Below are 23,956 nucleotides of genomic sequence, written 5' to 3' on the forward strand. Positions count from 1 at the left end.
AACACTCATCAACCGCCGAGGTATGCCTCGCGTACTTTCGGGTCGGTCAGCAGCGCTTCACCGGTGCCTTGCATGACCACGCGGCCGTTCTCCAGAACGTACGCCCGGTCAGCGATTTTCAGCGCCTGGTTGGCGTTCTGCTCGACCAGGAACACCGTCACACCGTCCTTGCGCAGCATTTCGATGATGTCGAAAATCTGCTGGATGATGATCGGTGCCAGGCCCAGCGACGGCTCGTCGAGCAGCAGCAGTTTCGGCTTGCTCATCAACGCACGGCCGATGGCGAGCATTTGCTGTTCGCCGCCGGACATGGTGCCGCCGCGCTGGTTGAAGCGTTCTTTCAGGCGCGGGAACAGGCCGAGGACCTTGTCCATTTGTTCCTGATAGTCGCCCTTGTCGGTGAAGAAACCGCCCATGGAGAGGTTTTCTTCAACGGTCAGACGGGCGAACACCCGACGACCTTCCGGCACCACCGCGATGCTCTTGCGCATGATCTGCGACGAGTCCTGGCCGACCAGTTCCTCACCCATGTAGCGGATGCTGCCGCTGTGCGCCTGCGGTGAACCGCAAAGCGTCATCAGCAGCGTCGACTTGCCGGCACCGTTGGCGCCGATCAGGGTCACGATTTCGCCCTGACGGACTTCGACGTTGACGCTGTGCAGGGCCTGGATCTTGCCGTAGAAGGTGGAAACGTTTTCGAACTGCAGCATTTACGCTTCCCCCAGGTAGGCTTTGATCACTTCAGGATTGTCGCGGATCTGTTCCGGCGTGCCGTCAGCCAGAGGCGTGCCCTGGTTGATCACGACGATGTGGTCGGAAATGCTCATGACCAGTTTCATGTCGTGTTCGATCAGCAGCACGGTGACGTTGTGCTCTTCACGCAGCACGCTGATCAGCGCCTTGAGGTCTTCGGTTTCCTTCGGGTTCAGGCCGGCGGCCGGTTCGTCGAGCATGAGAATCCGCGGACGGGTCATCATGCAGCGAGCGATTTCCAGACGCCGTTGCTGACCGTAGGCCAGGGTGCCGGCGGTACGGTTGGCGAACTCTTTGAGGTTGACCTTTTCCAGCCAGTACTCGGCAAACTCCATGGCCTCGCGCTCGCTTTTGCGGAACGCCGGGGTCTTGAACAGGCCGGACAGGAAGTTGGTGTTCAGGTGACGGTGCTGGGCGATCAGCAGGTTCTCGACCGCCGTCATGTCCTTGAACAACCGCACGTTCTGGAAGGTGCGCACCACGCCTTTGAGGGCGATCTTGTGGCCCGGCAGGCCTTCAATCGGCTCGCCGTCCAGCAGGATGCTGCCGCCAGATGGCTTGTAGAAACCGGTCAGGCAGTTGAACACGGTGGTCTTGCCCGCGCCGTTCGGCCCGATCAGTGCAACCACCTGTTTCTCTTTGACGGTCAGGGCCACGCCGTTGACCGCCAGCAAGCCGCCGAAGCGCATGCTCAGGTTTTCAACTTTCAAGATCTCGCGGCTCATTTTCGCAACTCCATGTGTGGGCGTTGCATCGGCAGCAGACCTTGTGGACGCCAGATCATCATCAACACCATCAGGGCACCGAACATCAACATGCGGTACTCGCTGAACTCACGCATCATTTCCGGCAACAGGATCATCACCACGGCCGCAAGAATCACACCCAGCTGCGAGCCCATGCCACCCAACACCACAATGGCGAGGATGATTGCCGACTCGATGAAGGTGAACGATTCCGGCGTCACCAGGCCCTGACGCGCTGCGAAGAAGCTACCGGCGAAACCGGCAAATGCAGCGCCGAGGGTGAACGCGGACAGCTTGATGATCGTCGGATTCAGACCCAGTGCACGGCAGGCGATTTCATCTTCACGCAGCGCTTCCCACGCACGGCCGATCGGCATGCGCAGCAGGCGGTTGATGACGAACAGCGCAGCCAGCGCTAGCAACAGAGCAACCAGGTAAAGGAAGATCACCTTGTTGATCGAGTTGTATTGCAGGCCGAAGTATTCGTGGAAGGTTTGCATGCCTTCTGCGGCTTTACGTTCGAAGGTCAGACCGAAGAACGTCGGTTTCTCGATGTTGCTGATGCCGTTCGGGCCACCGGTGATGTCGGTCAGGTTACGCAGGAACAGACGGATGATCTCACCGAAGCCGAGGGTCACGATCGCCAGATAGTCACCGCGCAAACGCAACACCGGGAAGCCCAGCAGGAAGCCGAACGTCGCCGCCATCAGGCCGGCAATCGGCAGGCAGATCCAGAAGCTCAAGCCGTAGTAGTGCGACAGCAGCGCGTAGCTGTAGGCGCCGACGGCGTAGAAACCGACATAGCCGAGGTCAAGCAGACCGGCCAGACCGACGACGATGTTCAGACCGAGGCCGAGCATCACGTAGATCAGGATCAGCGTCGCGATGTCCACCGCGCCACGGGAGCCGAAGAACGGCCACACCAGCGCCACCAGGATCAGCGCAATGATGAAATAGCGCTGGGTGGTTGGCAGGGTGAGGAAGTTGCTCGCCTTGGCCGGGATCAGCGGCAAGCCCGGCGACGAACGCCAGGCTTTGCTGATCTGCTGGTTGAACAGCACGCGCAGGAACATCAGCACCGAACAGATGGCGATGGTCGCCAGCACGGTCGGGCTGGTGTTGTGCACTTCCAGGTTGATGCCGACGATGGTCAGTTTCAGACCGAGTACCGGGTAGGCCACGGCCCACACCAGCAAAGCGCTGAACAGCGCCTGTTTAAGATTCCTAGTCATACTTTCTCAACCTCCGGACGGCCCAGAATGCCGGTCGGACGGAACAACAGCACCAGAACCAACAAGCCGAAAGCCACGACGTCCTTGTACTGGTCGCCGAAGATATCGGCGCCAAACGCTTCCGCCACCCCAAGCACCAAGCCGCCGAGCATGGCGCCAGGGATGCTGCCGATACCGCCGAGTACCGCTGCGGTGAAGGCTTTGAGGCCGACGAGGAAACCGGCGTTCGGGTTGATCACCCCGTATTGCATGCTCAGCAGCACAGCCGCAACGGCTGCCAGCGCGGCACCAATGACGAAGGTCAGGGCGATGATGTTGTTGGTGTTGATGCCGAGCAGATTGGCCATCTTGATGTCTTCGGCGCAGGCGCGGCAGGCGCGACCCAAGCGAGAGCGGGAGATGAACAGCGTCAGGCCGAGCATGGCGATCACTGTCACCACGAACACCACGATTTGCATGTAGGAAATCAGCACTTCTTGTGCGCCACCTGGGCCGAAGGCAAGGTTGCCCGGAATCAGGTTGGGGATAGCTTTGTCCTTGGAGTCTTGCGCCAGCAGAACCGTGTTCTGCAGGAAGATCGACATACCGATCGCGGAAATCAGCGGGATCAGACGGTTGCTGCCGCGCAGGGGGCGGTAGGCGATCCGTTCGATGCTGTAACCGTAGGAACTGGTGACGACGATGCTGGCGATAAACGCTGCGGTCATCAACAGCGGGACACTGTCGAGTCCCATCATGGTCAGCCCGGCAATGGCGATGAACGCCACGTAGGAGCCGATCATGTACACCTCGCCGTGGGCGAAGTTGATCATTCCAATGATGCCGTAGACCATCGTGTAGCCGATGGCGATCAAGGCATACATGCTGCCAACGTTCAGGCCGTTAACCAGCTGTTGGAAGAAGTGATAGATGTCAGGCATTACAGCGCTCCTAAAAACCTGATACGCATTTCACTGGTGGAGTCATTTTCCCGCCCGGCCCCGTGGATCTTTATCCACTTCGAATCCGGGTTTTGCCAGCGAACCGCTGATGACGGTTTTGAGATTTTCAGGTGGGGAGACTGGCGGATCACGCCAGCGCGGCCCATTACATTCGTAAAACAAAGCCCACGGCACGCCGTGGGCTTTATTGGCAGTCAGTCAGGCAACGCCTTACTGAGGCGATACTTCAGTTTTAGGCTTGCCGTTGTGCCACTCGTAGACCACGAATTTGAAGTCTTTCAGGTCGCCCTTGGCGTCGAAGCTCAGGTCGCCAGTCGGAGTCTTGAAAGTCCCGGCGTGAATGGCTTCAGCCACTTTGGCCGCGTCTTCGGACTTGGCTGCCTTGATGCCTTCGGCAATCACTTCAACCGCCGAGTAGGACGGGAACACGAATGGACCGCTTGGATCTTCTTTCTTCGCTTTGAACGCATCGGCGAGGGCGATGTTGGCCGGATCCTGGTCGAAGGATTTCGGCAGGGTCACCAGCAGGCCTTCGGACGCATCCTTGGCGATCTGGGTGATCGAGTCGTTACCCACGCCTTCCGGACCCATGAACTTGGCTTTCAGGCCTTTTTCCTGAGCTTGACGCAGGATCAGACCCAGCTCTGGGTGGTAGCCGCCGTAGTAGACGAAATCGACGTTGGCTTGCTTGAGCTTGGCGATGATGGCGGAGAAGTCTTTGTCGCCGGCGTTGACGCCTTCGAACACGGCAACCTTGGTGCCTTTCTTCTCGAGGGTCGATTTCACCGCGGTGGCGATGCCTTCACCGTACTGTTGCTTGTCGTGCAGCACGCCGACGATTTTCGGTTTCACGTGATCGGCAATGTAGTTACCGGCGGCAGGGCCCTGGGCGCTGTCCAGACCGATGGTGCGGAAGACCATTTTGTAACCACGGGCGGTGATGTCCGGGCTAGTGGCAGCCGGAGTGATCATGATCACGCCTTCGTCTTCGTAGATGTCCGAAGCCGGTTGAGTGGAGCTGGAGCACAGGTGACCGACCACGAACTTGACGCCGTCGTTGACGACCTTGTTCGCAACGGCTACCGCTTGTTTCGGATCGCAGGCATCGTCGTATTCAACGGCTTCGAGTTTCTTGCCGTCGACGCCGCCCTTGGCGTTGATTTGCTCAATGGCCATTTTTGCGCCACTGAACTGCATGTCGCCGTACTGGGCTACTGGACCGGTTTTAGGACCGGCGATACCGATTTTGATGGTGTCAGCTGCGAACGAATGGCTGGCAACCCCGGCCAGAACCATAGCGGCAAACAGTTTGGAAATCTGCTTAGTAGCCTTAGTCATAGTGCTCCACTCTTACTGTTGTAATTTTTTTGAGTTCTGGCGCCGTAGCAGCAGAACCGGGTCAGATATCTTTGCGATACCCTCCGGAAATGCCCCCGGCAACTGTACCGGTACAGTGTAGAGCGCCGGTTGTCAGCCTGGGAAGCGGGCGCCGAGGGGCAAAACCTGGGGGTGTCGCATTTTTGAATGAAAAAGACAGAATCGCGGCGGGGCGTTAGCGGGCATATATCCCAATCTGCAGCATTCCTTGGCGTTCCTGCTCTTTTCGTTCGGTGCAGCCTTTTGCAACCGGGTTTTGCTGACGGACCACCAACGTTATCATTCGCGTCGATTTCTTTTCCGGACAGCACCCATGAATCAAGAACCTAGCACCCTCTATGCCAAGCTGCTTGGTGAAACCGCATCTATTACCTGGAAAGAGTTGGAGCCGTTCTTCGCCAAGGGTGCCCTATTGTGGGTCGACCCTATGCTTGATTTGATTGCTGCCGCCGAGGCTGTGGCCTCGGATGAGGGCGAGAAAGTCGCCGCCTGGCTGGCCGAAGACAAAGTCGCCAAGCTGTCTGAAACGCGGGCGCTGGATATTTTCGAACGTGATCCGGCGTTGTGGGCGGTGGTGGTTTCGCCGTGGATTCTGATCCAGGAAAGGGCAGCCACTTCCGACGTCGCACCTTGATGGTGCGTACGGCCGTCAGCGAAAAGTGTGTAGCGGAGTAGCGTGATGGCACGTTGCCGTAGAGAAACACCACAAGCGCGGGTGGCATCACGGTGACGTAAACGTAACGGGAACAGTTTAGTGAGCAGCCTAACGGCTGCTTAATTGTTTCTGGATATGATCGTTCCCACGCTCCGCGTGGGAATGCATCAATGGACGCTCTGCGTCCGCATTGGGACGCAGAGCGTCCCGGGCGGCATTCCCACGCAGAGCGTGGGAACGATCGTGGGAGCGAGCCTGCTCGCGAAGGGGGCGACTCGGTCTCAGATCAGACCGAGAACGACTTGCCGGTATGGTTATTCAGGGAAATAACCTTGGTCTTGCCAATCCGGTGACGATAGATCTCACGCAGGTACTTGATCGACTTCTTCACGCAATCACGCGACAGGCGAATGTCGTTGATCGAGACAAACTTCTCTTTGTCGTTGATCAGCTCGCGGTACTTCTTCTCGTACATCGGCTTGATTGCGTACCAGTTGGTATCGAGGATCTTCGCCGGGTTTTCGAATTCGTTGAGCAGGTCGTCGATACGGTCTTCGTCGAATTCTTCATTGATGATGAAGTCGAGGATCGAGTTGTCCAGGGTCTCGTCGAAACGGTACGGGTTCTTCGCGAAGCAGCGCTTGATAAACGCCACGATCAAAGTCAGGAAGTCGTCCGACAGGCACGGGCTCTTCGCGATCAACGTGGTCAGCGACAGGTTGGCCGAGGCACCGATCACCAGCGCGTAACGCTTGAGCGTGGTGTTGGGGAACAGGCTGTTGAGGTGGGTCTTCAACCGGTTCAGGTCCATGTACGACAGCTTGTAGTCTTTCGGCAGCGAGACAATCGAGACCACCGACGAGCAGTTCTTGAAGAAGTGCAGGTCGTGCAGTGCCGCAGCGTCGTAACCGGAATTCTTGTACTGCTCAAGCGACGCGCGATAACGCTTGGACTCGATCGGCAACAGGCTGATGCCTTCGATCGCCTGCGTCACTTTGTTGAAGTGCGGCAGGTCGATCGAGCGGAAGAACAGGTCGTCGATGTTCAGGCGCTGAGGCTCTTTATCGAACACCTTGAATTTGTCGCTGCTCGGCGGCGGCGTTTCCGGCACCACCGATTCGGCGTAGGCAATCGCCACCGGGCCGGCCAGGCTCATGAACAGGTCGTTGGCGTCGAGGCGAATGGTTTCGCCAATGTCGATGCCGGCACGGCGGAAATAGTTCTGGTCGTAGTCCGTGGTAACTGCCTGCGCGGTCAGAATGTTGAAGATCTGCTGCGAGATGTACTGGTTGGCGTGCTTTTCCATCGCATTGACATCAATGTTCTGGATGTTGCCGTCATCGCTCTCTTCGGCGTAACGCATGATGTCGTTGGAGATCAGCATCATCGCGTTCCATGGGCGGATACGCCCCATGACGCTGGCTTCGCTGCTGTCTTCGTTGGCGAAGTTGTAGGAGAAGTCCCATTCTTCCGAGAGGTATTTGCACAGCAGGCGACCGGCGTTGATGTGCAGCGCCTCGGACATTTCGCTGCGGTGGTCGGAAATGTTCGGCAGTACGCAGATGCCGCTGGTGAAGATCGGTTCGAACACGAACGAATGACCGCTTTTGCCGTCATGCTCGTCCATCGGCTTGGTGTCGAACGTCTTGTTCATATACGAGTGCTGCTGGGCCAGACCGAATTCCGAAGCCATGCCCGAACCGGTACCGCCGCCGGCACTGAAGATCGAGAAATACAGGCGCGACTGGTTGGCCTTGATGCCGCAGCTGTCGATCAGGTACGAGTGGATCATTTTCCAGTCAGGGCTGGAGAAGCGCTGGGTGTCCTTGTTGAGGATGATCTTCGCCAGGTACTGGCCGAGGATCGGCGCGTTACCGGCGCCACCGGCGTGGACTTCGGACAAGTCCATGATCTTCATTTTGCTGTAGTCGCGCAGGAAGCCGCTTTTCTCGCCCTTGCGCGAGAAACGGATGCGCCCGGCGATGTCCTTGTCGAGGTCACCGAGCATCACCAGCGGTTCGACCAGAAACACCGGTTTGGTCGATTTGTTCGGGCCGATGCGCAGGTTTTGCTTGATCCACTGTGCCGGGCTGTAGCCCTTGTCGGCCAATCGGCGGTCCGCCGCGCGGTCTTCGTTGTTGAATTCGTTGAGGTAGAACTTGCGCGCGTTGTACACCAACTCCGCCACGTCGAGGGCGATGTTCGAGCCGCAACGACCGAGGCCGATCAGGCACACCGATGGGAATTCCTGGTCGTTGTGCTGTTCGTTATCGCCTTCCAGGTGCGGTGGGCGCGGGAACACCAGATCACGCAGACCGTCGAGGTTGTCGAGGATGCGATCGGTGTTGGTTTCGGTGAAGTACAGGTATTGCTGGGTCGACAGCGGGCGCGACGGGACCAATGGTTTCGACGATGACGGGCTGTTGGCGGCGGGGCTCAAAGTCAGATCGGATACCGCAGTGGCGGGATTGTTTTTAGAAGTCATTGTGCGCCATATACCTGGACTGGTTGGCTCGCTGGCCAGTTGCCTGCGAACCTCACGGAATAAGATCTCGCGTCTTTTATGTGCGCGAATTGAGCCCGAGCGTCAGGGACTTGGCCTGACTGTCGCTGGGGGGAATCCTTTCCTGATCGTTGATGAATCGGCCATTATTCGGCGATCTTTAATCGAAAAGAGGCAAAATGATGTCAACGCTACCTTCGTTGGGGTTCGCCGGAATCGGTCTGATGGGCCTGCCCATGTGCCGGCGTCTGTTGGCGGCGGGTTACCCGCTGACCGTATGGAATCGCAACCCGGCCAAGTGCGCGCCACTGGTCGAGGCCGGTGCCCGGCAGGTGGCCAGCCCGGCTGAATTGTGCGAGCACGCCGACGTGGTGATGTTGTGTCTGGCCGATACGGCGGTGGTGCGCGAGGTGGTTTTTGGCGCTGGCGGCATCGCCGAAGGGGCGAAAGGCGGCCAGTTGCTGGTGGACTTTTCCAGCCTTGAACCGACTGCAACGCGGGAAATGGCGGCGACGCTGGCGGATACAACCGGCATGGTCTGGCTGGATTCACCGGTGTCCGGCGGCGTGGTCGGTGCCGAGGCGGGTAGTCTGGCGATCATGGTCGGTGGCGATGCGGCAAATCTGGAGCGTGTGCGCCCGGTATTGCTCAATCTCGGTCAGCGCGTCACGCACATGGGCGGCATCGGTGCCGGGCAGGTGACCAAGGCCTGCAACCAGATGATCGTCGCCTGCAATGCGCTGGTGATTGCCGAAGTAGTGGCGCTGGCCGAACAGGCCGGGGTCGATGCCAGCCTGATTGCCGAAGCGCTGGCCGGCGGTTTTGCCGATTCCAAACCCTTGCAGATCCTCGCCCCGCAAATGGCTGAAAGCCGTTTCGAACCGATCAAATGGCACGTGCGCACGCTGCTCAAGGATCTCGACACCGCCGTGAAATTCTCCCGCGAACAGGGTTCGGCGACGCCGATCAGCGGATTGGCCGCACAACTGATGCGCCTGCATGGGGCGCAAGGCTATTTGGCGCAGGATCCAGCGACACTGGTGCAAATGTACCGCGCGCCAGAATCAACGGATTGACCGCATGTGAATGTTTGCGCTGATTGATTTCTTCCAGCACCGGGCGCAGCTCGTCCAGCGGCACCGGGCGGCTGAGCAGGTAACCCTGAATGAAATCGCAGCCCGAGCGCTCAAGGAATTCGTACTGTTCGAGGCTTTCGACGCCTTCGGTGACCACTTGCAAATGCAGGGTGTGGGCCATGACGATGATCGCCTGGACGATCTCCATGTCGGCGGTCGCCGTGGGAATGTCGAGGATGAACGAACGGTCGATTTTCAAGGTGTTGAGCGGCAGGCGCTTGAGGTAGGCCAGCGACGAATAGCCAGTGCCGAAGTCGTCGATCGATAACGACACACCGAGCGCACGGATCTGCCGCAGCAGCACCAAGGTGTTGGCGATGTTGCCCATCAGTGCGTTTTCGGTCACTTCCAGTTCCAGCCGTTCCGGCGCGACCCCGGCGCTGTGCAATGCCTGTTCGATTTCAATGGCGAGCTCTTCACGGGCGAGGTTGAGCGGTGAGCAGTTCCAGGCAATTTTCAGTTCTTCGCAGCCATGTCGTGACAGTTCACCCAGATCCTTGCAGGCCCGGCGCAGCACCCAATTGTCCAGTTCGGCGATCAGGCCGTTGTTTTCGGCGATGCTGATAAAACGATCCGGGGTCAGCAAGCCATGCAGCGGATGCTGCCAGCGGATCAGCGCTTCCAGTTTGGTGACGCGGCCGGTTTTCAGTTCGAAGATCGGTTGGTAATAGAGGGTCAGACCGTTTTCTTCACGCAGGGCATGGCGCAGTTCTTCTTCCAGTTGCAGTTCGAAGCTGGCGCGGGTCTTGAGGTTGGAACTGAAAAAATGCAGGCCGTTGCGTCCCGCTCCCTTGGATTGATAGAGCGCCAGATCGGCATGCTTGAGCAGTTCCTCGCAGGTGGTGCCGTCCTCCGGAAACAGGCTGATGCCGATGCTGGTGGTCATCACCATGCGGCGCCCGGCCAGTTCGATCGGCTCCTTCATTTTCAGCATGATGCGTTGCGCCATGGTGCGCGCTTCTTCGCGGTCACGCAGGCCGATCAGGATGCAGAACTCGTCGCCGCCGAAACGCGCGACCACGTCTTCATGGCTGCGCACCGAGCCTTTGATGTGCTGTGCGATGACTTTGAGCAGTTCGTCACCGGCGTCATGGCCGAGGCTGTCGTTGATGCGTTTGAAGTGGTCGATGTCGAGAAACATCACCGCGAGCATGCCGCCTTCACTGGCCTTCTGGCTGAGCTTCTCGGCGAAGATCTGGTTGAAGCCCCGGCGGTTGATCAGGTTGGTCAATGCGTCGTAGTTGGCCACCTGCTGCAACGACATGCGTGCCTGATCGAGTTGACCGAGCAGGGCGTTGACCCGGCGCAGGTCGTGTTCCTTGTTCTGCAGTTTCTTGTCGGCCAGCGCCGCGCTGATCGCACTGCCAAGGATCAGCAAAATGATCAGCGCGACCGTGAGCCCCAATTGCAGGTGGCTGGTTTCGGCTGCTATAGACGGCGAGCTGTTTGCCGGCAAGACCAGATTCAGCGCGGCCATCCCGGTGAAATGCATGCTGAAAATACCGGCGCCGAGAATCAGTGCGGCGCTGTACTTGAGCATCTGATGACCCAGACCGCTGCCTTCACGCAAATAGCCGGCCACCCACAGCGCGGCGAAACTGGCGCCGATGGCAATGGCGATCGACAGCACGAACAGCGTTGGTTGGTAGTAGGCCGTGGCGCTCGACTCCATCGCCGCCATGCCGACGTAATGCATGCCGGCGATGCCCAGACCGATGACGATGGCGGTCTTCAGGTACAGCACCAGGCTGGGCTGCGATTCGCTCAGCGTATGCATGGCCAGCCACGAAGCGAGGAGGGCGATCAGCAGGGAGAACAGCGTGATAGGCAGGTCGTAGCCGATTTCAATCGGCGCCTGAAACGCCAGCATGCCGATAAAATGCATGGCCCAGATGCCGCCGGCCAGGCACGTCGCGCCGATCCAGCGCCAGAGTCTCTGCGAGCGCAGATCTTCGGCGTGGCCAACCCGCTCGGCCATGTCGAGAGTGGCAAAACTCGCGGCGCAGGCGACCAGATAGGCGACCAGCACCAGCAAGGGATTATGTGTGCAATCTAAAATGACCTGCCCGCTCTCCGGCAGCTCGGTAACAAACTGCAAACCAAGCCACTCCATAGCATGCCCCATTACTGAAGTCGTCCTGACTGCGTGATGAACGCAGGCGAATGTCAGGAGTATAGAGGCGGTTTTTGCTGCGCAAGGGGTAGTGGCACATTGGCGCTAATGATTTCGGCATTAGCGTCATAGCGATTGGCGCTAAAGGCTTAAGCGATCTGTTCGAAAGGGATTTGCGCCCAGTCCGGTTGCAGGGGCGGCAAACCGAAACGCGCACGGGCCTTGTCGCAATCGACATTCTGCTCGCCGTTTTCCCATGACGACTCGAATTCACGGCAGGGGCTGGAGCGCAATTCATAAATCGAGCACTTCACCTCGCTGCCGACTTCGCCGACCAGCGCCGTGCAGCGCGGCGATTTGCAGTCGGTGCCGTTCATCGCCACCCGGCTGGGACTGATCTGTGTGACCAGTTCATCAGGCACCGTGCCCCCGGAAGATGAGCACTCACCCCAAAAGAAAGACACGCGAAAATGGGAACAGCAGGCACCGCAATTCAGACACGGACTGACTTCAGACATGGGCGAGGGTATCAAAGGGATTGATCGGGAGATCCGGACGGATCCGGCGGCCATTCTAGGCTTTGCCGCAGACTTGGGAAGGGGGGCGCGAAACTATTTTTTTGTGGCAAGGTTTTGCCGCAAAAGCCCCGGTTTTCGGGGGATTCAAGCGTTTTCAAGGGCTTACGTTTCGTTACAGTGCCATGGCCCGATATCAGGCAGACGAATAATCACAGACAGGCCTGTCAGGGCTGACTAGATTGCAGGTTCCGGGCTCGGATGCGCTGGCAGTGAAGCCCCATAACAATAAAGAGACGGACCCATGCAGAACTCGACCCAAGCGGCGAATGCCTGGCGCATTCTGTTCCTGCTGTTCCTCGCTAACCTGTTCAACTTCTTCGACCGCACCATTCCGGCGATCATCATCGAGCCGATCCGCATGGAATGGCACCTCAGTGACTTTCAACTGGGCATCGTCGGCACCGCGTTTACCATCGTTTATGCCATTGCCGGTCTGCCGTTGGGGCGGATGGCCGATACCGGTTCGCGCAGCAAATTGATGGGCTGGGGCCTGGCAACGTGGAGTGCGCTGACTGCCGTCAACGGCCTGGTCGGCAGTTTCTGGAGTTTCCTGATCGTGCGCATGGGCATCGGCATCGGCGAAGCCAGTTATGCGCCGGCGGCCAACTCGCTGATTGGTGATTTGTTTCCGGCCCATCGTCGGGCGCGGGCGATGGGCATCTTCATGCTGGGTTTGCCGTTGGGGCTGTTGCTGGCGTTCTTCACCATTGGCTGGATGGTGAAGGCGTTCGACAGCTGGCGCGCGCCGTTCTTTATTGCAGCGGTGCCGGGTCTGCTGCTGGCGATTTTCATGTTCTTTATCAAAGAGCCGAAGCGCGGCGCGGCGGAAAACGTGCAGGTTTCGCAAGAAAAGGTCGACAAGCCGATCCGACGGATTCTGGCGGTGCCGACCTTTCTCTGGCTGGTGATGGCCGGGTTGTGCTTCAACTTCGCTACCTACGCCTGCAACTCGTTTCTGGTGCCGATGCTGCAGCGCTATTTCCTCATGCCGTTGCAGGAAGCGGCGGTGGCCACCGGGATAATTGTTGGCGTGACCGGGCTGGTTGGGTTGACCCTGGGCGGCTGGATCGCCGACAAGATTCACCAGCGCGTGGCCAACGGGCGGCTGCTGTTTGCGGCGTTCAGCCTGATTATTTCGACCCTGTGCACGGCGTGGGCCCTGCATTCGGGGCGGATCGAGATTGGCGTGTTTGTCGCGGTGTTCAGCGTCGGTTGGTTGTTTGCCTACAACTTCTACACCTGCGTTTACACGGCGATTCAGGACGTGGTCGAGCCGCGCCTGCGGGCGACGGCGATGGCGTTGTTCTTCGCCGGGTTGTATTTGCTCGGCGGTGGTTTGGGGCCGGTGGTGGTCGGTGGATTGTCCGATCACTTTGCGCACACCGCGATGCTGTCGGCGGGAGCTGAGCAGATGACCGAGGCGTTCAAGGCAGTCGGGCTGCATGATGCGATGTACCTGATTCCGGTGGCGCTGTTCTTGACGATGGTGTTTCTGTTTCTGGCAGCGCGTTGTTTTGTGCGGGATGCGCAGCGGATGAAGGAGGGGTTGGTTGCTGTGGTTGAGCCAGAGGTTGCAGTGGCGACGGCATGATGATCGTTCCCACGCTCTGCGTGGGAACGCAGCCCGGGACGCTCTGCGTCCCTTTCCGGAGCTGGAACGCGGAGCGTCCCCTGAGGCATTCCTACGCAGAGCGTGGGAACGATCTACGGCAAACAAAAAAGGCCCGCATCACTGCGGGCCTTGTTGTTTTCAGCGGTGGAGCAGGGCGGTTTAGCCCGCTACCAACACCCGAATCGCTTCCAGACGCAACGCCGCTTTATCCAGCATCGCCAGACCCTGCTCACGCTGTTGGCGCAACGCATCCAGTTCGCTGTCACGCACGGTCGGGTTGACCGCTTGCAACGCGGTCAGGCGCACCAGTTCTTCGTCGGTGTCGGCCGCCAGACGGCGACGGGCCTCGGCCACGCGCTCGGCGTGACGCGGGGCGATCTTGTCTTCACCGGCGTTGATCCGTGGCGTCAGCTGATCGCGCTGGGCCTGGATGAACTTGTTGGCGCTGGCGCGCGGCACGCTTTCCAGCTGATCGTTCAGCGTTTCAAACGAGACCCGTGGCGACAGGTCGTTGCCGTTGGCATCGAGCAGGCAGCGCAGGGCGGCCGGCGGCAGGTAACGGCCCAGTTGCAGCGAACGCGGGGCGACCACTTCGCTGACGTAGAGCAGTTCCAGCAGCACGGTGCCCGGCTTCAACGCCTTGTTCTTGATCAGCGCGACGGCGGTGTTGCCCATCGAACCGGACAGCACCAGGTCCATGCCGCCCTGCACCATCGGGTGTTCCCAGGTGATGAACTGCATGTCTTCGCGCGACAGCGCCTGATTGCGGTCGTAGGTGATGGTCACGCCTTCGTCGTCGCCCAGCGGGAAGCTGGCGTCGAGCATCTTCTCGCTCGGCTTGAGGATCAGGGCGTTTTCCGAATGGTCTTCGCTGTCGATGCCAAACGCGTCGAACAGGGTTTCCATGTAGATCGGCAGGGCGAACTGATCGTCTTGCTCGAGGATGTCCTCGACCAGCGCTTCACCTTCGCCAGCACCGCCGGAGTTGAGTTCCAGCAGACGGTCGCGACCGGTGTGCAGCTCGGCTTCCAGACGTTCGCGCTCGGTGCGTGCTTCGTCGATCAGCGCTTGCCACTCGCTGTCGTCGGCTTCTTCGAGCAGCGGCAGCAGGCGCGGGCCGAACTGATGCTGCAAGGCGTTGCCGGTCGGGCAGGTGTTGAGGAACGCGTTCAGTGCTTCGTGGTACCACTGGAACAGGCGCTGTTGCGGGCTGGTTTCCAGGTACGGCACGTGCAGTTCGATGATGTGTTTCTGGCCGATCCGGTCGAGACGACCGATACGCTGCTCGAGCAGGTCCGGGTGCGACGGCAGATCGAACAGCACCAGGTGGTGAGCGAACTGGAAGTTGCGGCCTTCACTGCCGATTTCCGAGCAGATCAGCACTTGCGCGCCAAACTCTTCATCGGCGAAGTAGGCGGCGGCGCGGTCACGTTCAAGGATGTTCATGCCTTCGTGGAACACCGTGGCCGGAATGCCGGAACGTACGCGCAGGGCGTCTTCCAGGTCCATCGCGGTTTCAGCGTGGGCGCAGATCACCAGCACTTTGGTGCGCTTGAGCATTTTCAGCTGATCGATCAGCCATTCGACGCGCGGGTCGAATTTCCACCAACGCTCTTCTTCGCTGGCGTCCGGCTGCGCCTGGAAGCTGACTTCAGGGTACAGCTCGGCGTGTTCGCCCAGCGGCAGTTCGAGGTATTCGTCCGGGCACGGCAGCGGGTACGGGTGCAGTTTGCGCTCCGGGAAACCCTGCACGGCGGCGCGGGTGTTACGGAACAGCACGCGGCCGGTGCCGTGGCGGTCGAGCAGTTCACGCACGAGGCGCGCGCTGGCTTCGGTGTCACCGTCGTTGACCGCGGTCAGCAGGGCTTCGCCTTCGTTGCCGAGGAAACCCTGAATGGTTTTGTGCGCTTTGGCCGAGAGACGGCCCTTGTCGAGCAGTTCCTGAACGGCTTCGGCCACCGGGCGATAGTTGTCGCTCTCGGCGCGGAATGCAGCCAGGTCATGGAAACGGTTCGGATCAAGCAGGCGCAGTCGGGCGAAGTGGCTGTCCTGACCGAGTTGTTCCGGGGTGGCGGTGAGCAGCAGCACGCCCGGGATGACTTCGGCGAGTTGCTCGACCAGCGAGTATTCCGGGCTGGCTTTCTCTTCGTGCCAGACCAAGTGGTGCGCCTCGTCGACTACCAACAGATCCCAGCCGGCAGCGAACAGTGCGTCCTGGGCCTTCTCGTCGTCGACCAGCCACTCCAGCGCAACCAGCGCCAGTTGGGTGTCTTCGAACGGGTTGGTGGCATCGCTTTCGATAAAGCGTTCTTCGTCGAACAGCGCGACTTGCAGGTTGAAGCGGCGGCGCATCTCCACCAGCCACTGGTGCTGGAGGTTTTCCGGGACGAGGATCAGCACGCGGTTGGCGCGGCCCGAAAGCAGTTGGCGATGGATCACCAGACCGGCTTCGATGGTTTTACCCAGACCCACTTCGTCCGCCAGCAGAACGCGCGGCGCGATACGGTCGGCGACTTCACGGGCGATGTGCAATTGGTGCGCAATCGGCTGCGCACGCACGCCACCCAGGCCCCAGAGCGAAGATTGCAACTGGCGGCTGGTGTGTTCGAGGGTGTTGTAACGCAGCGAGAACCACGCCAGCGGGTCGATCTGCCCGGCGAACAGACGGTCGCTGGCGAGACGGAACTGGATGAAGTTCGACAGCTGGGTTTCCGGCAGGGTGACGGCTTCGTTCTGCCCATTGAGGCCGTGATAGACCATCAGCCCGTCGACATCGTCGACTTGCTGCACGGTCATCTTCCAGCCTTCGAAGTGGGTGATGCTGTCACCCGGCGAGAACCGCACGCGGGTCAGGGGCGCATTCCGTAGCGCGTACTGGCGGGTTTCGCCAGTGGCCGGGTAAAGCACGGTCAACAAGCGGCCGTCCTGTGCCAGAACGGTGCCTAAACCAAGCTCTGCTTCGCTGTCACTGATCCAGCGTTGCCCCGGTTGATACTGCTGCGCCATGCTGCCTGACTCCCACCTTGAAAAAGCGGGCTATCTTAACGGAATGAGGGCTCGAGGCCAAAGGATTAGCAGCAGTTGCGAGCTTTTAGCTGCAAGCTGCAAGTCGAAGCAGGCGGCGGTCATGCGTCGGTTTTACGAGAGAACAGGGCACCGGTGAGTGTTAACCCGGTCACAAGTTTGCGACCGACGGCTCAAGGCGCCTTTGCCGCAGCCGATAGCCTGCTGACAGGAGACCCTTTATATGTTGCCACCGATGCTCCCCCTGAGCGCTGTGCCGATCACATCCCAGCAGGATCCGATCCGCCAGCGGCCGGATATTCCGCCGGTGGTGCCGGTGCAGGAAAGCTCCAACGAAAGCACGATCGATCTGCAAAAGCGCGATCCGGAAGAGGATCGCCTGATGGCGCGCGAAGAACAGCGCCGCCAGCAGGAGCGTGATCGTCGTCGGCGCGAAGCCGACGAAGATCCCGAAGAGCATCTGGCCGTGCCCGGTACCGAGCTGAACGCCGATAACACCGTGCCGGTGGTGCCGCTGATGGAAGATCAACCGCGTCAGGGCTTGTGGGTGGATATCGAGATCTGAGGCTGGGCGGCCAGTTCGCTCAGCGCTGTCAGTAATATGTCGATTTCTGCCTCGCTGTTCAGGTAGCTCAGCGAGATCCGCGCAATGTTCTGAAGCCCTCGCGCCTGCATGTCCAGCGGGGTGTAGGCGACACCATTGGCGCCAATGTTGATCCCTCGCATGGCCAGCGCCTGTTTCAAGGCCAGACAATCCCAGCCCTCAAGCGTAAAGGCGATCAGCCCTGATTGCTGACGCTCGCGGCCGAGATCCTGCAATGACAATCCGCGAATGTCCTGCAAGCGTTGGCGCAGCGGGCGGCTCATCTGCTCGATTCGCCGGCGTATGGCCTGCGCACCGATGCGGTTGTGTTCTTCCAGCGCATTGGCCAGTCCGGCCAGTAGCGCCAATGACACTTCACTGGTTTCGAAACGCCGGGCATCCTCGCGCAAGGCAAACCGCTGGCCGTCCCACGGCGCCGACAGCACGTCGCGCTGCACCGGCAGCAAACGCTGCATGAAGCCCGGCCGCACATAGAGCACAGCGGTGCCGCGCGGGCCTCGAAGGTATTTGCGTCCCGCGCCTTTGAGCACATCGCAATGCAAGGCCTGAACATCGCAAGGTAACTGCCCCAAGGCCTGGCCGGCATCGACGAAGTAGGGGATGCCGTGTCGTTGCGCGACCTGACCAATCTGCGCGGCGGGATTGATCAGGCCACCGTTGGCGGGCAACCAGGTCAGTGCGATCAGCCGCACGTTGTGGTCAATCATCTGCGCCAGTGCCTGCGGATCGACTGCACCGTGGGCGTCACAGGGAATGACGTCCAGACGTGCCCCGGCCTTCACCGCTTCAGCGATGCACGCCAGATTGCCGGCCCACTCATGGCGCCCGACCAGAATCCGCTCACCCGCTTGCCAGGACCCCAGCGCATTGAATGCCTGACTCCATGCTGCCGAGCCGCTGCTGGCGAAGGCGATGCTCTCGGGTTCGGTATTCAGCATTTGCGCGGCCGCGGTGCGCGCCCGTTGCTGAATCTGCAGATCGGCGGCCTCCATCGGCCCGCCCAGTGCTTCGCGTTGCAACTGCTCGATTATCGCATCGAGGGTGGCCTGACTTGGCAATGAAGAGCCGGCGTGGTTGAAGTGAATGATCCGCGCGCAGCCTGGTGTGGCTGCCCGCAGGTGTTCGACGTCCTCGCTGTTCACGGCTTGAGCTCGAAAATCGCGTCGAGCTCTACCGCGACTCCGCTGGGCAGGCTGGCGACGCCGACGGCGGTGCGGACATGCCGGCCCTTGTCGCCCAGCGCGTTGACCAGCAGGTTGGAAGCGCCATTGGCGACCGCGCCCTGACGCTGGAATTGGGGCGTGGCGGCGATAAAAACACCGAGGCGGATAATTCTCACCAGTTTCGATAGGTCATCGCCCAGGGCATCGCTCAGTTGGGCAAGCAAACCCAGTGCGGCAAGTTCGGCAGCGTTGATCCCCTCTGCTTCGCTGATGGCTTCACCGAGCCGCCCGATGAATGCAGGTTTGCCATCCAGCAACGGAATCTGTCCTGAGATGAACAACTGGTTCTGACTGACAACGTGGTTGATATAGTTGGCGATGGGCTGGCTCGGTGTTGGCAGGTGCAGGCCGAGTTGTTCGATACGCTCGCGCAGAGATTCGCTCATGTTGAGACCTCCTGAATGAAGGGCCTCAGCATGTTGAAACGAGGGGAGGGCGACAAACGGATAGATTTAATCCGATGAATCGAAATGGCTCATGCGTCGGCGGCTTCATCCAGCCATTGGCTGAAACACGCGGCCGGCGCGGACAAGGGCCGCTCCGGCGTCACCAGCCAATAGCCGATGTCACCCCGTAGAGGCGTGGTATCAAAGGCCGGCACCAAGGAGCCTTCCTTGAGACGGCGAGCGATCAGGCATTGCCGTCCCATGGCGATGCCCTGACCGGCGACGGCTGATTCGACCACGATGTTGTAGTCATGCAGCATGACGCTCGGTACCTGAGCCAGATCGATGCCGCTGTGCTGGCTCCAGTCAGTCCATTCGAACGGTTGCAGCGATTTGGCCATCAACAGGGGACCGTTTTGCACACCCGTTCGCTTGAAGGCCGGGCTGCACACCGGTGTCAGCGTTTCGGTCATGAAGCGTCGGGCCTGTACGTCCGGCCAACGGCCCTTGCCGTAACGAATGGCCAAATCGACTTCGCCACCCTTGACGTCGGCCAACTGCACGGCGGGTATCAGTTCGACATGGATGTCGGGGTGTCTGGCCCGGAAGTCGCTGAGTCGCGAGGCCAGCCACAAGGTGGCAAACGACGCCAGCAGGCCGATTCGCAAGGTCGTGCGTTGATTGCCGCGCAATTCGCGGCTGGCGGCGGCGATGGCGGCGAGTGCCGGTTCGATCTGGCGATAGTAGGCTGCGCCGGCGGGTGTCAGGTCGATTGCGCGGGTACGCCGGACAAACAGTCGCTGATCCAGAAATGCTTCGAGTTTGTGCACCTGATGGCTGATCGCGCTTTGCGTCACCGACAACTCGTCGGCGGCCTTGATGAAGCTCAAGTGGCGGGCCACGGCTTCAAAGACGCGCAAGGCCATCAGCGGTGGCAGATCCTGGTGCAAAGGCACGGCAAACATCCTCGGGTTTGGCGCAAAGCGCAGATTCTGCGGGCAAAACTGTTGTTCGGTACATCAATTGTTGCCTGTCGTCGCTGGCAATGGCTGGTCAGTGCCAGCGTCAGGCGGCATTATTGGCGCAGTCCTGCCGGTGATGTGGCAGTTGTGATTCATTCAAGTGATGTAATGACGCCATGAGCCAAGACGACAAACTGATTGACCTCGGCGCTGAACGCGCCAAGCGCGTGCATGACCTTAACGAGAAGCGCCTGAACGAAGTGCGTCAGGCCTTCGAGCAGGCTATGCCCCTGGGAAAAGCCAGGAAAAAGTCAAAAAACAAGCCGAAAAAGCGTTGATCTCCTCCTGCATCCGTTGATGCAGGTCAGTTATTTTCCCTCCTTTACTCTCCTTCGTTGCTGGTATTGATCCCGGTCAATTTGTGCGCCTGTGTGTTTGGTAACTTAGTTCCATCGCAGCAGAGCAGGGGCCAGGAGGCCAGTCATGTTTTTCGATAACGTGGTATTTGCCGGGGTCCTGACTGTAGGGCTGATGGTTCTGTTTTTTGCAGGGTTTGGATTTTTTATCTGGAAGGATGCGAATAAGCGCAAGAAGTGATTCTTCTGGGTTGATGAGCACGCAAGGCATTTTGGGGCGACTTCGGTTGCCCCTTTTTTTTGTGTCTTGGCGGCCTTTGGGCCGACCAGGCTTTTGGTGGTTTTGTGTGTATATCCGTTTTTTGGGTGATGGCGGCTTAGGGTTCCGCCCTGACGGCGGGTCACCTTTTCCAAACGCCGAAAAGGTAACCGAAAAGGCTTGCTCCTGCGTGCGGCCCGCTCGCTGGGGCTCGGGGTTCCTTCGCTCCGGGATCGATCCGGGCGCAGCGCCTACGGTTTGCTTCGCTGCACCTCCTCTCGCTGTGTTTGGCTTCGCCAAACGGTCGCTGCGCTCCCACGCCCGGATCAATCCCTCCACTCAGCCTTCCGACGTCGCCCGTGGAGCAAGATCAAGAGCAGGCGAGCTGACACTCGGCCTATTGAGTGGGGAAGAGCATGCGGCCGGCTTTTGTTCGGTGTTGGATTCACCCCTCACCCCAGCCCTCTCCCCGAGGAGAGGGAGCCGGTTTTTGGGCTTTTCAAAATCTGAGTTCGACTCGGTATCCCAAGTCGGCGTACCTCTTCCATTCCACGCAATCAGTCCCCTCTCCCTCCGGGAGAGGGCTAGGGTGAGGGGCTCTTGATGTGGCTTTTGATCTGGCTTTGGCTTTGGCTTTTGATCTTTTGCCCCATCGGCAGGCCGAGCGGAGGTGTTCATCCGGGGGTAGGCGCGCAGCGCCGTGCGGCGAAGCCGCATACATCGAGAGGAGGTGCAGCGAAGCAAACCGTAGGCGATGCCCCCGGATGGACACCGTAGCGAGGGAACACTGAGCCTAAGCGAAGTGCCGTACGCCAGGGGCAAAGCCTTTTGGTTCCTTTTTGGCGTTTGAAAAAGGGACTCGCTGTAAGAGCGAAACCGCCAGCGGCAGCCCCTGCAGCAACGGATATGCCCCCAATCCAATCCCCCAAACACAAAAAAAGGCGCGATCCTCTCGAATCGCGCCTTTCTCATGTGCCGCTATCTATCAACTACCCAACGCCTTCGACGCCAGCCAGAACAACCCAGCCGACAGCGCAACAGTCGCCGGCAGGGTCAACACCCACGCCAACAGAATGGTACGAACCGTGCCACCCTGCAGGCCGCTTTTGTTGGCGACCATGGTGCCCGCCACGCCCGAAGACAGAACGTGAGTGGTCGACACTGGCAGGCTGAAGATGTTGGCCATGCCGATCAGACTGGCAGTCGTGATCTGCGCCGACATGCCCTGCGAGTAGGTCATGCCTTGCTTGCCGATCTTCTCGCCGATGGTCAGTACCACGCGTTTCCAGCCAACCATGGTGCCCAGGCCCAGGGCCAGGGCGACCGCCAGAATTACCCAGAACGGGGCGTACTCGGTGGTGGTGGTCAGGTCTTTGCGCAGCTTGTCGAGGTCAGCCTTTTCACGGGCTTCCAGGCCAGGCAGTTTGCCAACCTTCTTCGCGGTGTCGTCCAGGCAGAGCAGGTAACGACGCACTTCGATGCGGCTATCGGACGACAGCGAGTGGTAGTCCGCTACACCTTTGAGGGTGTGCAGCAGGGCGCTGATGGTCGGTTCGGTCTGCTGCGGGTTGCAGCGGAACTTCTCCGGCAGGTCGCCTTCCACGCTTTTGCCCAAGGCCAGGAATTCACCCAGCGAATCGGCGTTGCGCTGGTAGAACTGGCTCAGGTGCAAGGTCGCATCGCGAGTGCGTTCGATCTGATACGTGGTGCTGTTCAGGTCGAGGACGAACTGCGCCGGGACGATACCGATCAGCACCAGCATGATCAGGCCGATGCCTTTCTGGCCATCGTTGGAACCGTGCACGAAGCTCACGGCCATGGCCGAGATCACCAGGACCAAGCGGTTCCAGAACGGTGGGTGCTTCTTGTCGTCAATCTTGCGGCGTTGCTCCGGTGTCTTGTGCATCTTCGACAGCGGGCGCCACCACTTCAGGCCGATCAGGATCAGCGCGGCGATCAGGAAGCCGGCCATTGGCGAGAACACCAGCGAGGCGCCGATGTCGATCGCTTTCTGCCAGTTCACGCCGTCGGCCAACGGAATATCGTTGATCAGGGCGTTGGCCAGGCCGACACCGAGGATCGAGCCGATCAAGGTGTGCGAGCTGGACGCCGGGATACCGAAGTACCAGGTGCCCAAATTCCAGGCGATTGCCGCGGCGAGCAACGAGAACACCATCGCCAGACCATGGCCGGTGTTCACATTGATCAGCAGTTCAACCGGCAGCAAATGGACAATGGCATACGCCACGCCAACGCCGCCCAGCAGCACGCCGAGGAAATTGAACACACCGGAAAAGAACACCGCCAGGTGGGGCGGCATGGCTTTGGTGTAGATAACAGTGGCTACCGCGTTAGCGGTGTCATGAAATCCATTGATGAACTCGAAGGCGAGGACAAACGTCAGGGCGAGCAAGAGGCTCACAAGCACCCAAGCATCCAGTCCGCTGAATAAATCGATCATGAAGGTTTTCTGACCCGGTCGTAAGGGGGCGCGATTATGCCAGAAAAGACTGGAAATCGATCCCCTACCTGCTCATCGGTTACACACTTCTTCGATTTAATTTGTTGCAGTACATGAAAACCTAGCGTGGTGCAGGGTTTTTCAAGTCTTTGATTTAATTGATTAAAGACATTTTTTACAGGCAGTTTCACCCGCGCATCGAGGGCTCAAACGCTTGTCTGAAATATCTGTGAAACCTGTAGGACGCCCGTCCTCAGTCAGCCAGACCGGTTGATGGCCGCTGCCCGCGGGTAGCGGGCGCGCAAGGCATCGTCGTTCCACCGCGCTTGTAACCGGTGTGGACGTAAACCTCAAAAGATACAAAACCGTGGCTCAAGGCTCTTCGGCTTTGAGTTCCTTTTCGATCTTTTCGATTTCTTGCTTGAAGACCTGATCCTGAACGGTCGGGCGTTTACGCCACGCTTTGCGTTCCGGTTCGGGCTGAGCGGCGTAGGTGGTGACTTCCCCGCCGTAAACTTCCTTGTAACGTTGTTCCTGGCGCTCAAGTTCCGCGCGCAGTTCGTCTTTCGTCACAGTGCTACCTGTATGAGTTGATTTAGTTGTCTGGTGAAACGCACTGCAACGAATCGATTGAACGTAACCACCGCGAGTTCAACGCCCGGACAGGCATTGGCGTCATCGGTGGGGCGATCAAGACTTCCGTGTTACAGGCGGCTACGGCACCAGATAAAAACTGACGCAGCATCAGTTTCCTGTTTCAGCGAGCGCAGGCGTTGCATGAGTAATGAGCGTCAGGCGCTGGCCGGGCTGTTGGTGATGGACATCACCTCAGCAGGTGGCGACCTCAGCGATTAAAAACGAGGTGCCACTGAGGTGCATTATAGCGGTCGATTCAGGAATGACTATCTTTGCCAAGTTAAAAACGGTTCTGGATGTGTGATTGTTTTGTGACTCGCAACTTTTGTCGCTAGTTGAAGTGCGTGATGGCCTTTATTGGGCGAGCGATCGGTTTTTGGCGCCATTTAGTCGAACAAC

The 23,956-nt window shown here is 59.5% G+C and carries 20 protein-coding genes; 6 read left to right on the forward strand and 14 right to left on the reverse strand.

Going from position 1 to position 23,956, the window contains the following annotated elements; all coding sequences use genetic code 11:
- Positions 1-8 precede the first annotated feature (8 nt).
- The 5 genes from ACZZ0G_RS18555 to ACZZ0G_RS18575 all read right to left on the reverse strand — a co-directional run bounded on the left by ACZZ0G_RS18555 (position 9) and on the right by ACZZ0G_RS18575 (position 5,010).
- Positions 9-710 (reverse strand): ABC transporter ATP-binding protein, encoded by a 702-nt coding sequence (locus ACZZ0G_RS18555; protein WP_008082262.1) that lies wholly within the window; start codon positions 708-710, stop codon positions 9-11.
- A complete protein-coding gene (livG, locus tag ACZZ0G_RS18560; RefSeq protein WP_463557087.1) occupies positions 711-1,478 on the reverse strand; it encodes a high-affinity branched-chain amino acid ABC transporter ATP-binding protein LivG in 768 nt (255 codons plus the stop codon).
- Complete coding sequence (locus ACZZ0G_RS18565; protein ID WP_064393061.1) at positions 1,475-2,731, reverse strand: high-affinity branched-chain amino acid ABC transporter permease LivM; 1,257 nt, start codon at positions 2,729-2,731, stop codon at positions 1,475-1,477. The genes livG and ACZZ0G_RS18565 overlap by 4 nt, the downstream gene beginning before the upstream one ends.
- Positions 2,728-3,651 (reverse strand): high-affinity branched-chain amino acid ABC transporter permease LivH, encoded by a 924-nt coding sequence (gene livH / locus ACZZ0G_RS18570; RefSeq protein ID WP_116028816.1) that lies wholly within the window; start codon positions 3,649-3,651, stop codon positions 2,728-2,730. Before livH ends, ACZZ0G_RS18565 begins: the two co-directional genes overlap by 4 nt.
- Positions 3,652-3,882: 231 nt before the next feature.
- Positions 3,883-5,010 carry a branched-chain amino acid ABC transporter substrate-binding protein gene (locus ACZZ0G_RS18575; protein WP_122845042.1) on the reverse strand — a complete coding sequence of 376 codons (1,128 nt, stop codon included), beginning with the start codon at positions 5,008-5,010 and terminating at the stop codon, positions 3,883-3,885.
- A 352-nt stretch (positions 5,011-5,362) separates the two neighbouring features.
- Here ACZZ0G_RS18575 and ACZZ0G_RS18580 point away from each other — a divergent pair, with 352 nt between their 5' ends.
- A complete protein-coding gene (locus ACZZ0G_RS18580) occupies positions 5,363-5,683 on the forward strand; it encodes a DUF2288 domain-containing protein (RefSeq protein ID WP_463557088.1) in 321 nt (106 codons plus the stop codon).
- Positions 5,684-5,990: 307 nt separating this feature from the next.
- On the opposite strand, the gene ACZZ0G_RS18585 is transcribed toward ACZZ0G_RS18580, so the two are convergent.
- Positions 5,991-8,189 carry a hypothetical protein gene (locus ACZZ0G_RS18585; RefSeq protein ID WP_463557089.1) on the reverse strand — a complete coding sequence of 733 codons (2,199 nt, stop codon included), beginning with the start codon at positions 8,187-8,189 and terminating at the stop codon, positions 5,991-5,993.
- A 197-nt stretch (positions 8,190-8,386) separates the two neighbouring features.
- On the opposite strand from ACZZ0G_RS18585, the gene ACZZ0G_RS18590 reads away from it, so the two are divergent.
- Positions 8,387-9,283 carry an NAD(P)-dependent oxidoreductase gene (locus tag ACZZ0G_RS18590; RefSeq protein ID WP_463557090.1) on the forward strand — a complete coding sequence of 299 codons (897 nt, stop codon included), beginning with the start codon at positions 8,387-8,389 and terminating at the stop codon, positions 9,281-9,283.
- On the opposite strand, the gene ACZZ0G_RS18595 is transcribed toward ACZZ0G_RS18590, so the two are convergent.
- Together ACZZ0G_RS18595 and ACZZ0G_RS18600 are read right to left on the reverse strand one after the other, a co-directional pair.
- Positions 9,174-11,456: a putative bifunctional diguanylate cyclase/phosphodiesterase gene (locus tag ACZZ0G_RS18595; protein ID WP_463557091.1), complete on the reverse strand. Its 2,283-nt coding sequence runs from the start codon at positions 11,454-11,456 to the stop codon at positions 9,174-9,176. The two genes, ACZZ0G_RS18590 and ACZZ0G_RS18595, sit on opposite strands and share 110 nt — an antisense overlap.
- Positions 11,457-11,605: 149 nt before the next feature.
- Complete coding sequence (locus ACZZ0G_RS18600; RefSeq protein ID WP_007918504.1) at positions 11,606-11,974, reverse strand: YkgJ family cysteine cluster protein; 369 nt, start codon at positions 11,972-11,974, stop codon at positions 11,606-11,608.
- 301 nt (positions 11,975-12,275) lie between these two features.
- On the opposite strand from ACZZ0G_RS18600, the gene ACZZ0G_RS18605 reads away from it, so the two are divergent.
- Positions 12,276-13,625, forward strand: coding sequence for a spinster family MFS transporter (locus tag ACZZ0G_RS18605; RefSeq protein ID WP_463557092.1), 1,350 nt, complete (start codon positions 12,276-12,278; stop codon positions 13,623-13,625).
- Between the two features lie 180 nt (positions 13,626-13,805).
- Here ACZZ0G_RS18605 and rapA read toward each other — a convergent pair whose 3' ends face one another.
- A complete protein-coding gene (rapA, locus tag ACZZ0G_RS18610; protein WP_463557093.1) occupies positions 13,806-16,652 on the reverse strand; it encodes an RNA polymerase-associated protein RapA in 2,847 nt (948 codons plus the stop codon).
- Positions 16,653-16,893: 241 nt separating this feature from the next.
- Here rapA and ACZZ0G_RS18615 point away from each other — a divergent pair, with 241 nt between their 5' ends.
- On the forward strand, positions 16,894-17,235 hold the full coding sequence (locus ACZZ0G_RS18615) for a hypothetical protein (RefSeq protein WP_025110749.1): 342 nt from the start codon (positions 16,894-16,896) through the stop codon (positions 17,233-17,235).
- On the opposite strand, the gene ACZZ0G_RS18620 is transcribed toward ACZZ0G_RS18615, so the two are convergent.
- From ACZZ0G_RS18620 to ACZZ0G_RS18630, 3 genes are all read right to left on the reverse strand, one after another.
- On the reverse strand, positions 17,205-18,416 hold the full coding sequence (locus ACZZ0G_RS18620; protein ID WP_463557094.1) for an aminotransferase class V-fold PLP-dependent enzyme: 1,212 nt from the start codon (positions 18,414-18,416) through the stop codon (positions 17,205-17,207). The genes ACZZ0G_RS18615 and ACZZ0G_RS18620 overlap by 31 nt on opposite strands.
- Positions 18,413-18,883 carry a RidA family protein gene (locus ACZZ0G_RS18625; protein WP_141129658.1) on the reverse strand — a complete coding sequence of 157 codons (471 nt, stop codon included), beginning with the start codon at positions 18,881-18,883 and terminating at the stop codon, positions 18,413-18,415. Before ACZZ0G_RS18625 ends, ACZZ0G_RS18620 begins: the two co-directional genes overlap by 4 nt.
- 89 nt (positions 18,884-18,972) lie before the next feature.
- Complete coding sequence (locus tag ACZZ0G_RS18630) at positions 18,973-19,839, reverse strand: LysR substrate-binding domain-containing protein (RefSeq protein ID WP_463557095.1); 867 nt, start codon at positions 19,837-19,839, stop codon at positions 18,973-18,975.
- A 182-nt stretch (positions 19,840-20,021) separates the two neighbouring features.
- Here ACZZ0G_RS18630 and ACZZ0G_RS18635 point away from each other — a divergent pair, with 182 nt between their 5' ends.
- A complete protein-coding gene (locus tag ACZZ0G_RS18635) occupies positions 20,022-20,183 on the forward strand; it encodes a hypothetical protein (protein WP_463557096.1) in 162 nt (53 codons plus the stop codon).
- 145 nt (positions 20,184-20,328) lie between these two features.
- Complete coding sequence (gene ccoM, locus ACZZ0G_RS18640) at positions 20,329-20,442, forward strand: cytochrome c oxidase subunit CcoM (protein WP_003222396.1); 114 nt, start codon at positions 20,329-20,331, stop codon at positions 20,440-20,442.
- Between the two features lie 1,003 nt (positions 20,443-21,445).
- Here ccoM and ACZZ0G_RS18645 read toward each other — a convergent pair.
- Both ACZZ0G_RS18645 and ACZZ0G_RS18650 read right to left on the reverse strand, forming a co-directional pair.
- Complete coding sequence (locus ACZZ0G_RS18645; RefSeq protein ID WP_064119763.1) at positions 21,446-22,921, reverse strand: inorganic phosphate transporter; 1,476 nt, start codon at positions 22,919-22,921, stop codon at positions 21,446-21,448.
- A gap of 372 nt (positions 22,922-23,293) precedes the next feature.
- A complete protein-coding gene (locus tag ACZZ0G_RS18650; RefSeq protein WP_008080067.1) occupies positions 23,294-23,494 on the reverse strand; it encodes a hypothetical protein in 201 nt (66 codons plus the stop codon).
- Between the last annotated feature and the right edge of the window lie 462 nt (positions 23,495-23,956).

Source organism: Pseudomonas sp. AC169 (assembly GCF_979258515.1).

Coding starts and splice junctions, on each gene's coding strand:
- ACZZ0G_RS18585 (WP_463557089.1), bottom strand. CDS start 8,189: ATGACTTCTAAAAACAATCCCGCCACTGCGGTATCCGATCTGACTTTG.
- ACZZ0G_RS18575 (WP_122845042.1), bottom strand. CDS start 5,010: ATGACTAAGGCTACTAAGCAGATTTCCAAACTGTTTGCCGCTATGGTT.
- ACZZ0G_RS18555 (WP_008082262.1), bottom strand. CDS start 710: ATGCTGCAGTTCGAAAACGTTTCCACCTTCTACGGCAAGATCCAGGCC.
- livG (WP_463557087.1), bottom strand. CDS start 1,478: ATGAGCCGCGAGATCTTGAAAGTTGAAAACCTGAGCATGCGCTTCGGC.
- rapA (WP_463557093.1), bottom strand. CDS start 16,652: ATGGCGCAGCAGTATCAACCGGGGCAACGCTGGATCAGTGACAGCGAA.
- ACZZ0G_RS18625 (WP_141129658.1), bottom strand. CDS start 18,883: ATGAGCGAATCTCTGCGCGAGCGTATCGAACAACTCGGCCTGCACCTG.
- ACZZ0G_RS18600 (WP_007918504.1), bottom strand. CDS start 11,974: ATGTCTGAAGTCAGTCCGTGTCTGAATTGCGGTGCCTGCTGTTCCCAT.
- ACZZ0G_RS18565 (WP_064393061.1), bottom strand. CDS start 2,731: ATGACTAGGAATCTTAAACAGGCGCTGTTCAGCGCTTTGCTGGTGTGG.
- ACZZ0G_RS18605 (WP_463557092.1), top strand. CDS start 12,276: ATGCAGAACTCGACCCAAGCGGCGAATGCCTGGCGCATTCTGTTCCTG.
- ACZZ0G_RS18615 (WP_025110749.1), top strand. CDS start 16,894: ATGTTGCCACCGATGCTCCCCCTGAGCGCTGTGCCGATCACATCCCAG.
- ccoM (WP_003222396.1), top strand. CDS start 20,329: ATGTTTTTCGATAACGTGGTATTTGCCGGGGTCCTGACTGTAGGGCTG.
- livH (WP_116028816.1), bottom strand. CDS start 3,651: ATGCCTGACATCTATCACTTCTTCCAACAGCTGGTTAACGGCCTGAAC.
- ACZZ0G_RS18635 (WP_463557096.1), top strand. CDS start 20,022: ATGAGCCAAGACGACAAACTGATTGACCTCGGCGCTGAACGCGCCAAG.
- ACZZ0G_RS18595 (WP_463557091.1), bottom strand. CDS start 11,456: ATGGAGTGGCTTGGTTTGCAGTTTGTTACCGAGCTGCCGGAGAGCGGG.
- ACZZ0G_RS18590 (WP_463557090.1), top strand. CDS start 8,387: ATGATGTCAACGCTACCTTCGTTGGGGTTCGCCGGAATCGGTCTGATG.
- ACZZ0G_RS18645 (WP_064119763.1), bottom strand. CDS start 22,921: ATGATCGATTTATTCAGCGGACTGGATGCTTGGGTGCTTGTGAGCCTC.
- ACZZ0G_RS18580 (WP_463557088.1), top strand. CDS start 5,363: ATGAATCAAGAACCTAGCACCCTCTATGCCAAGCTGCTTGGTGAAACC.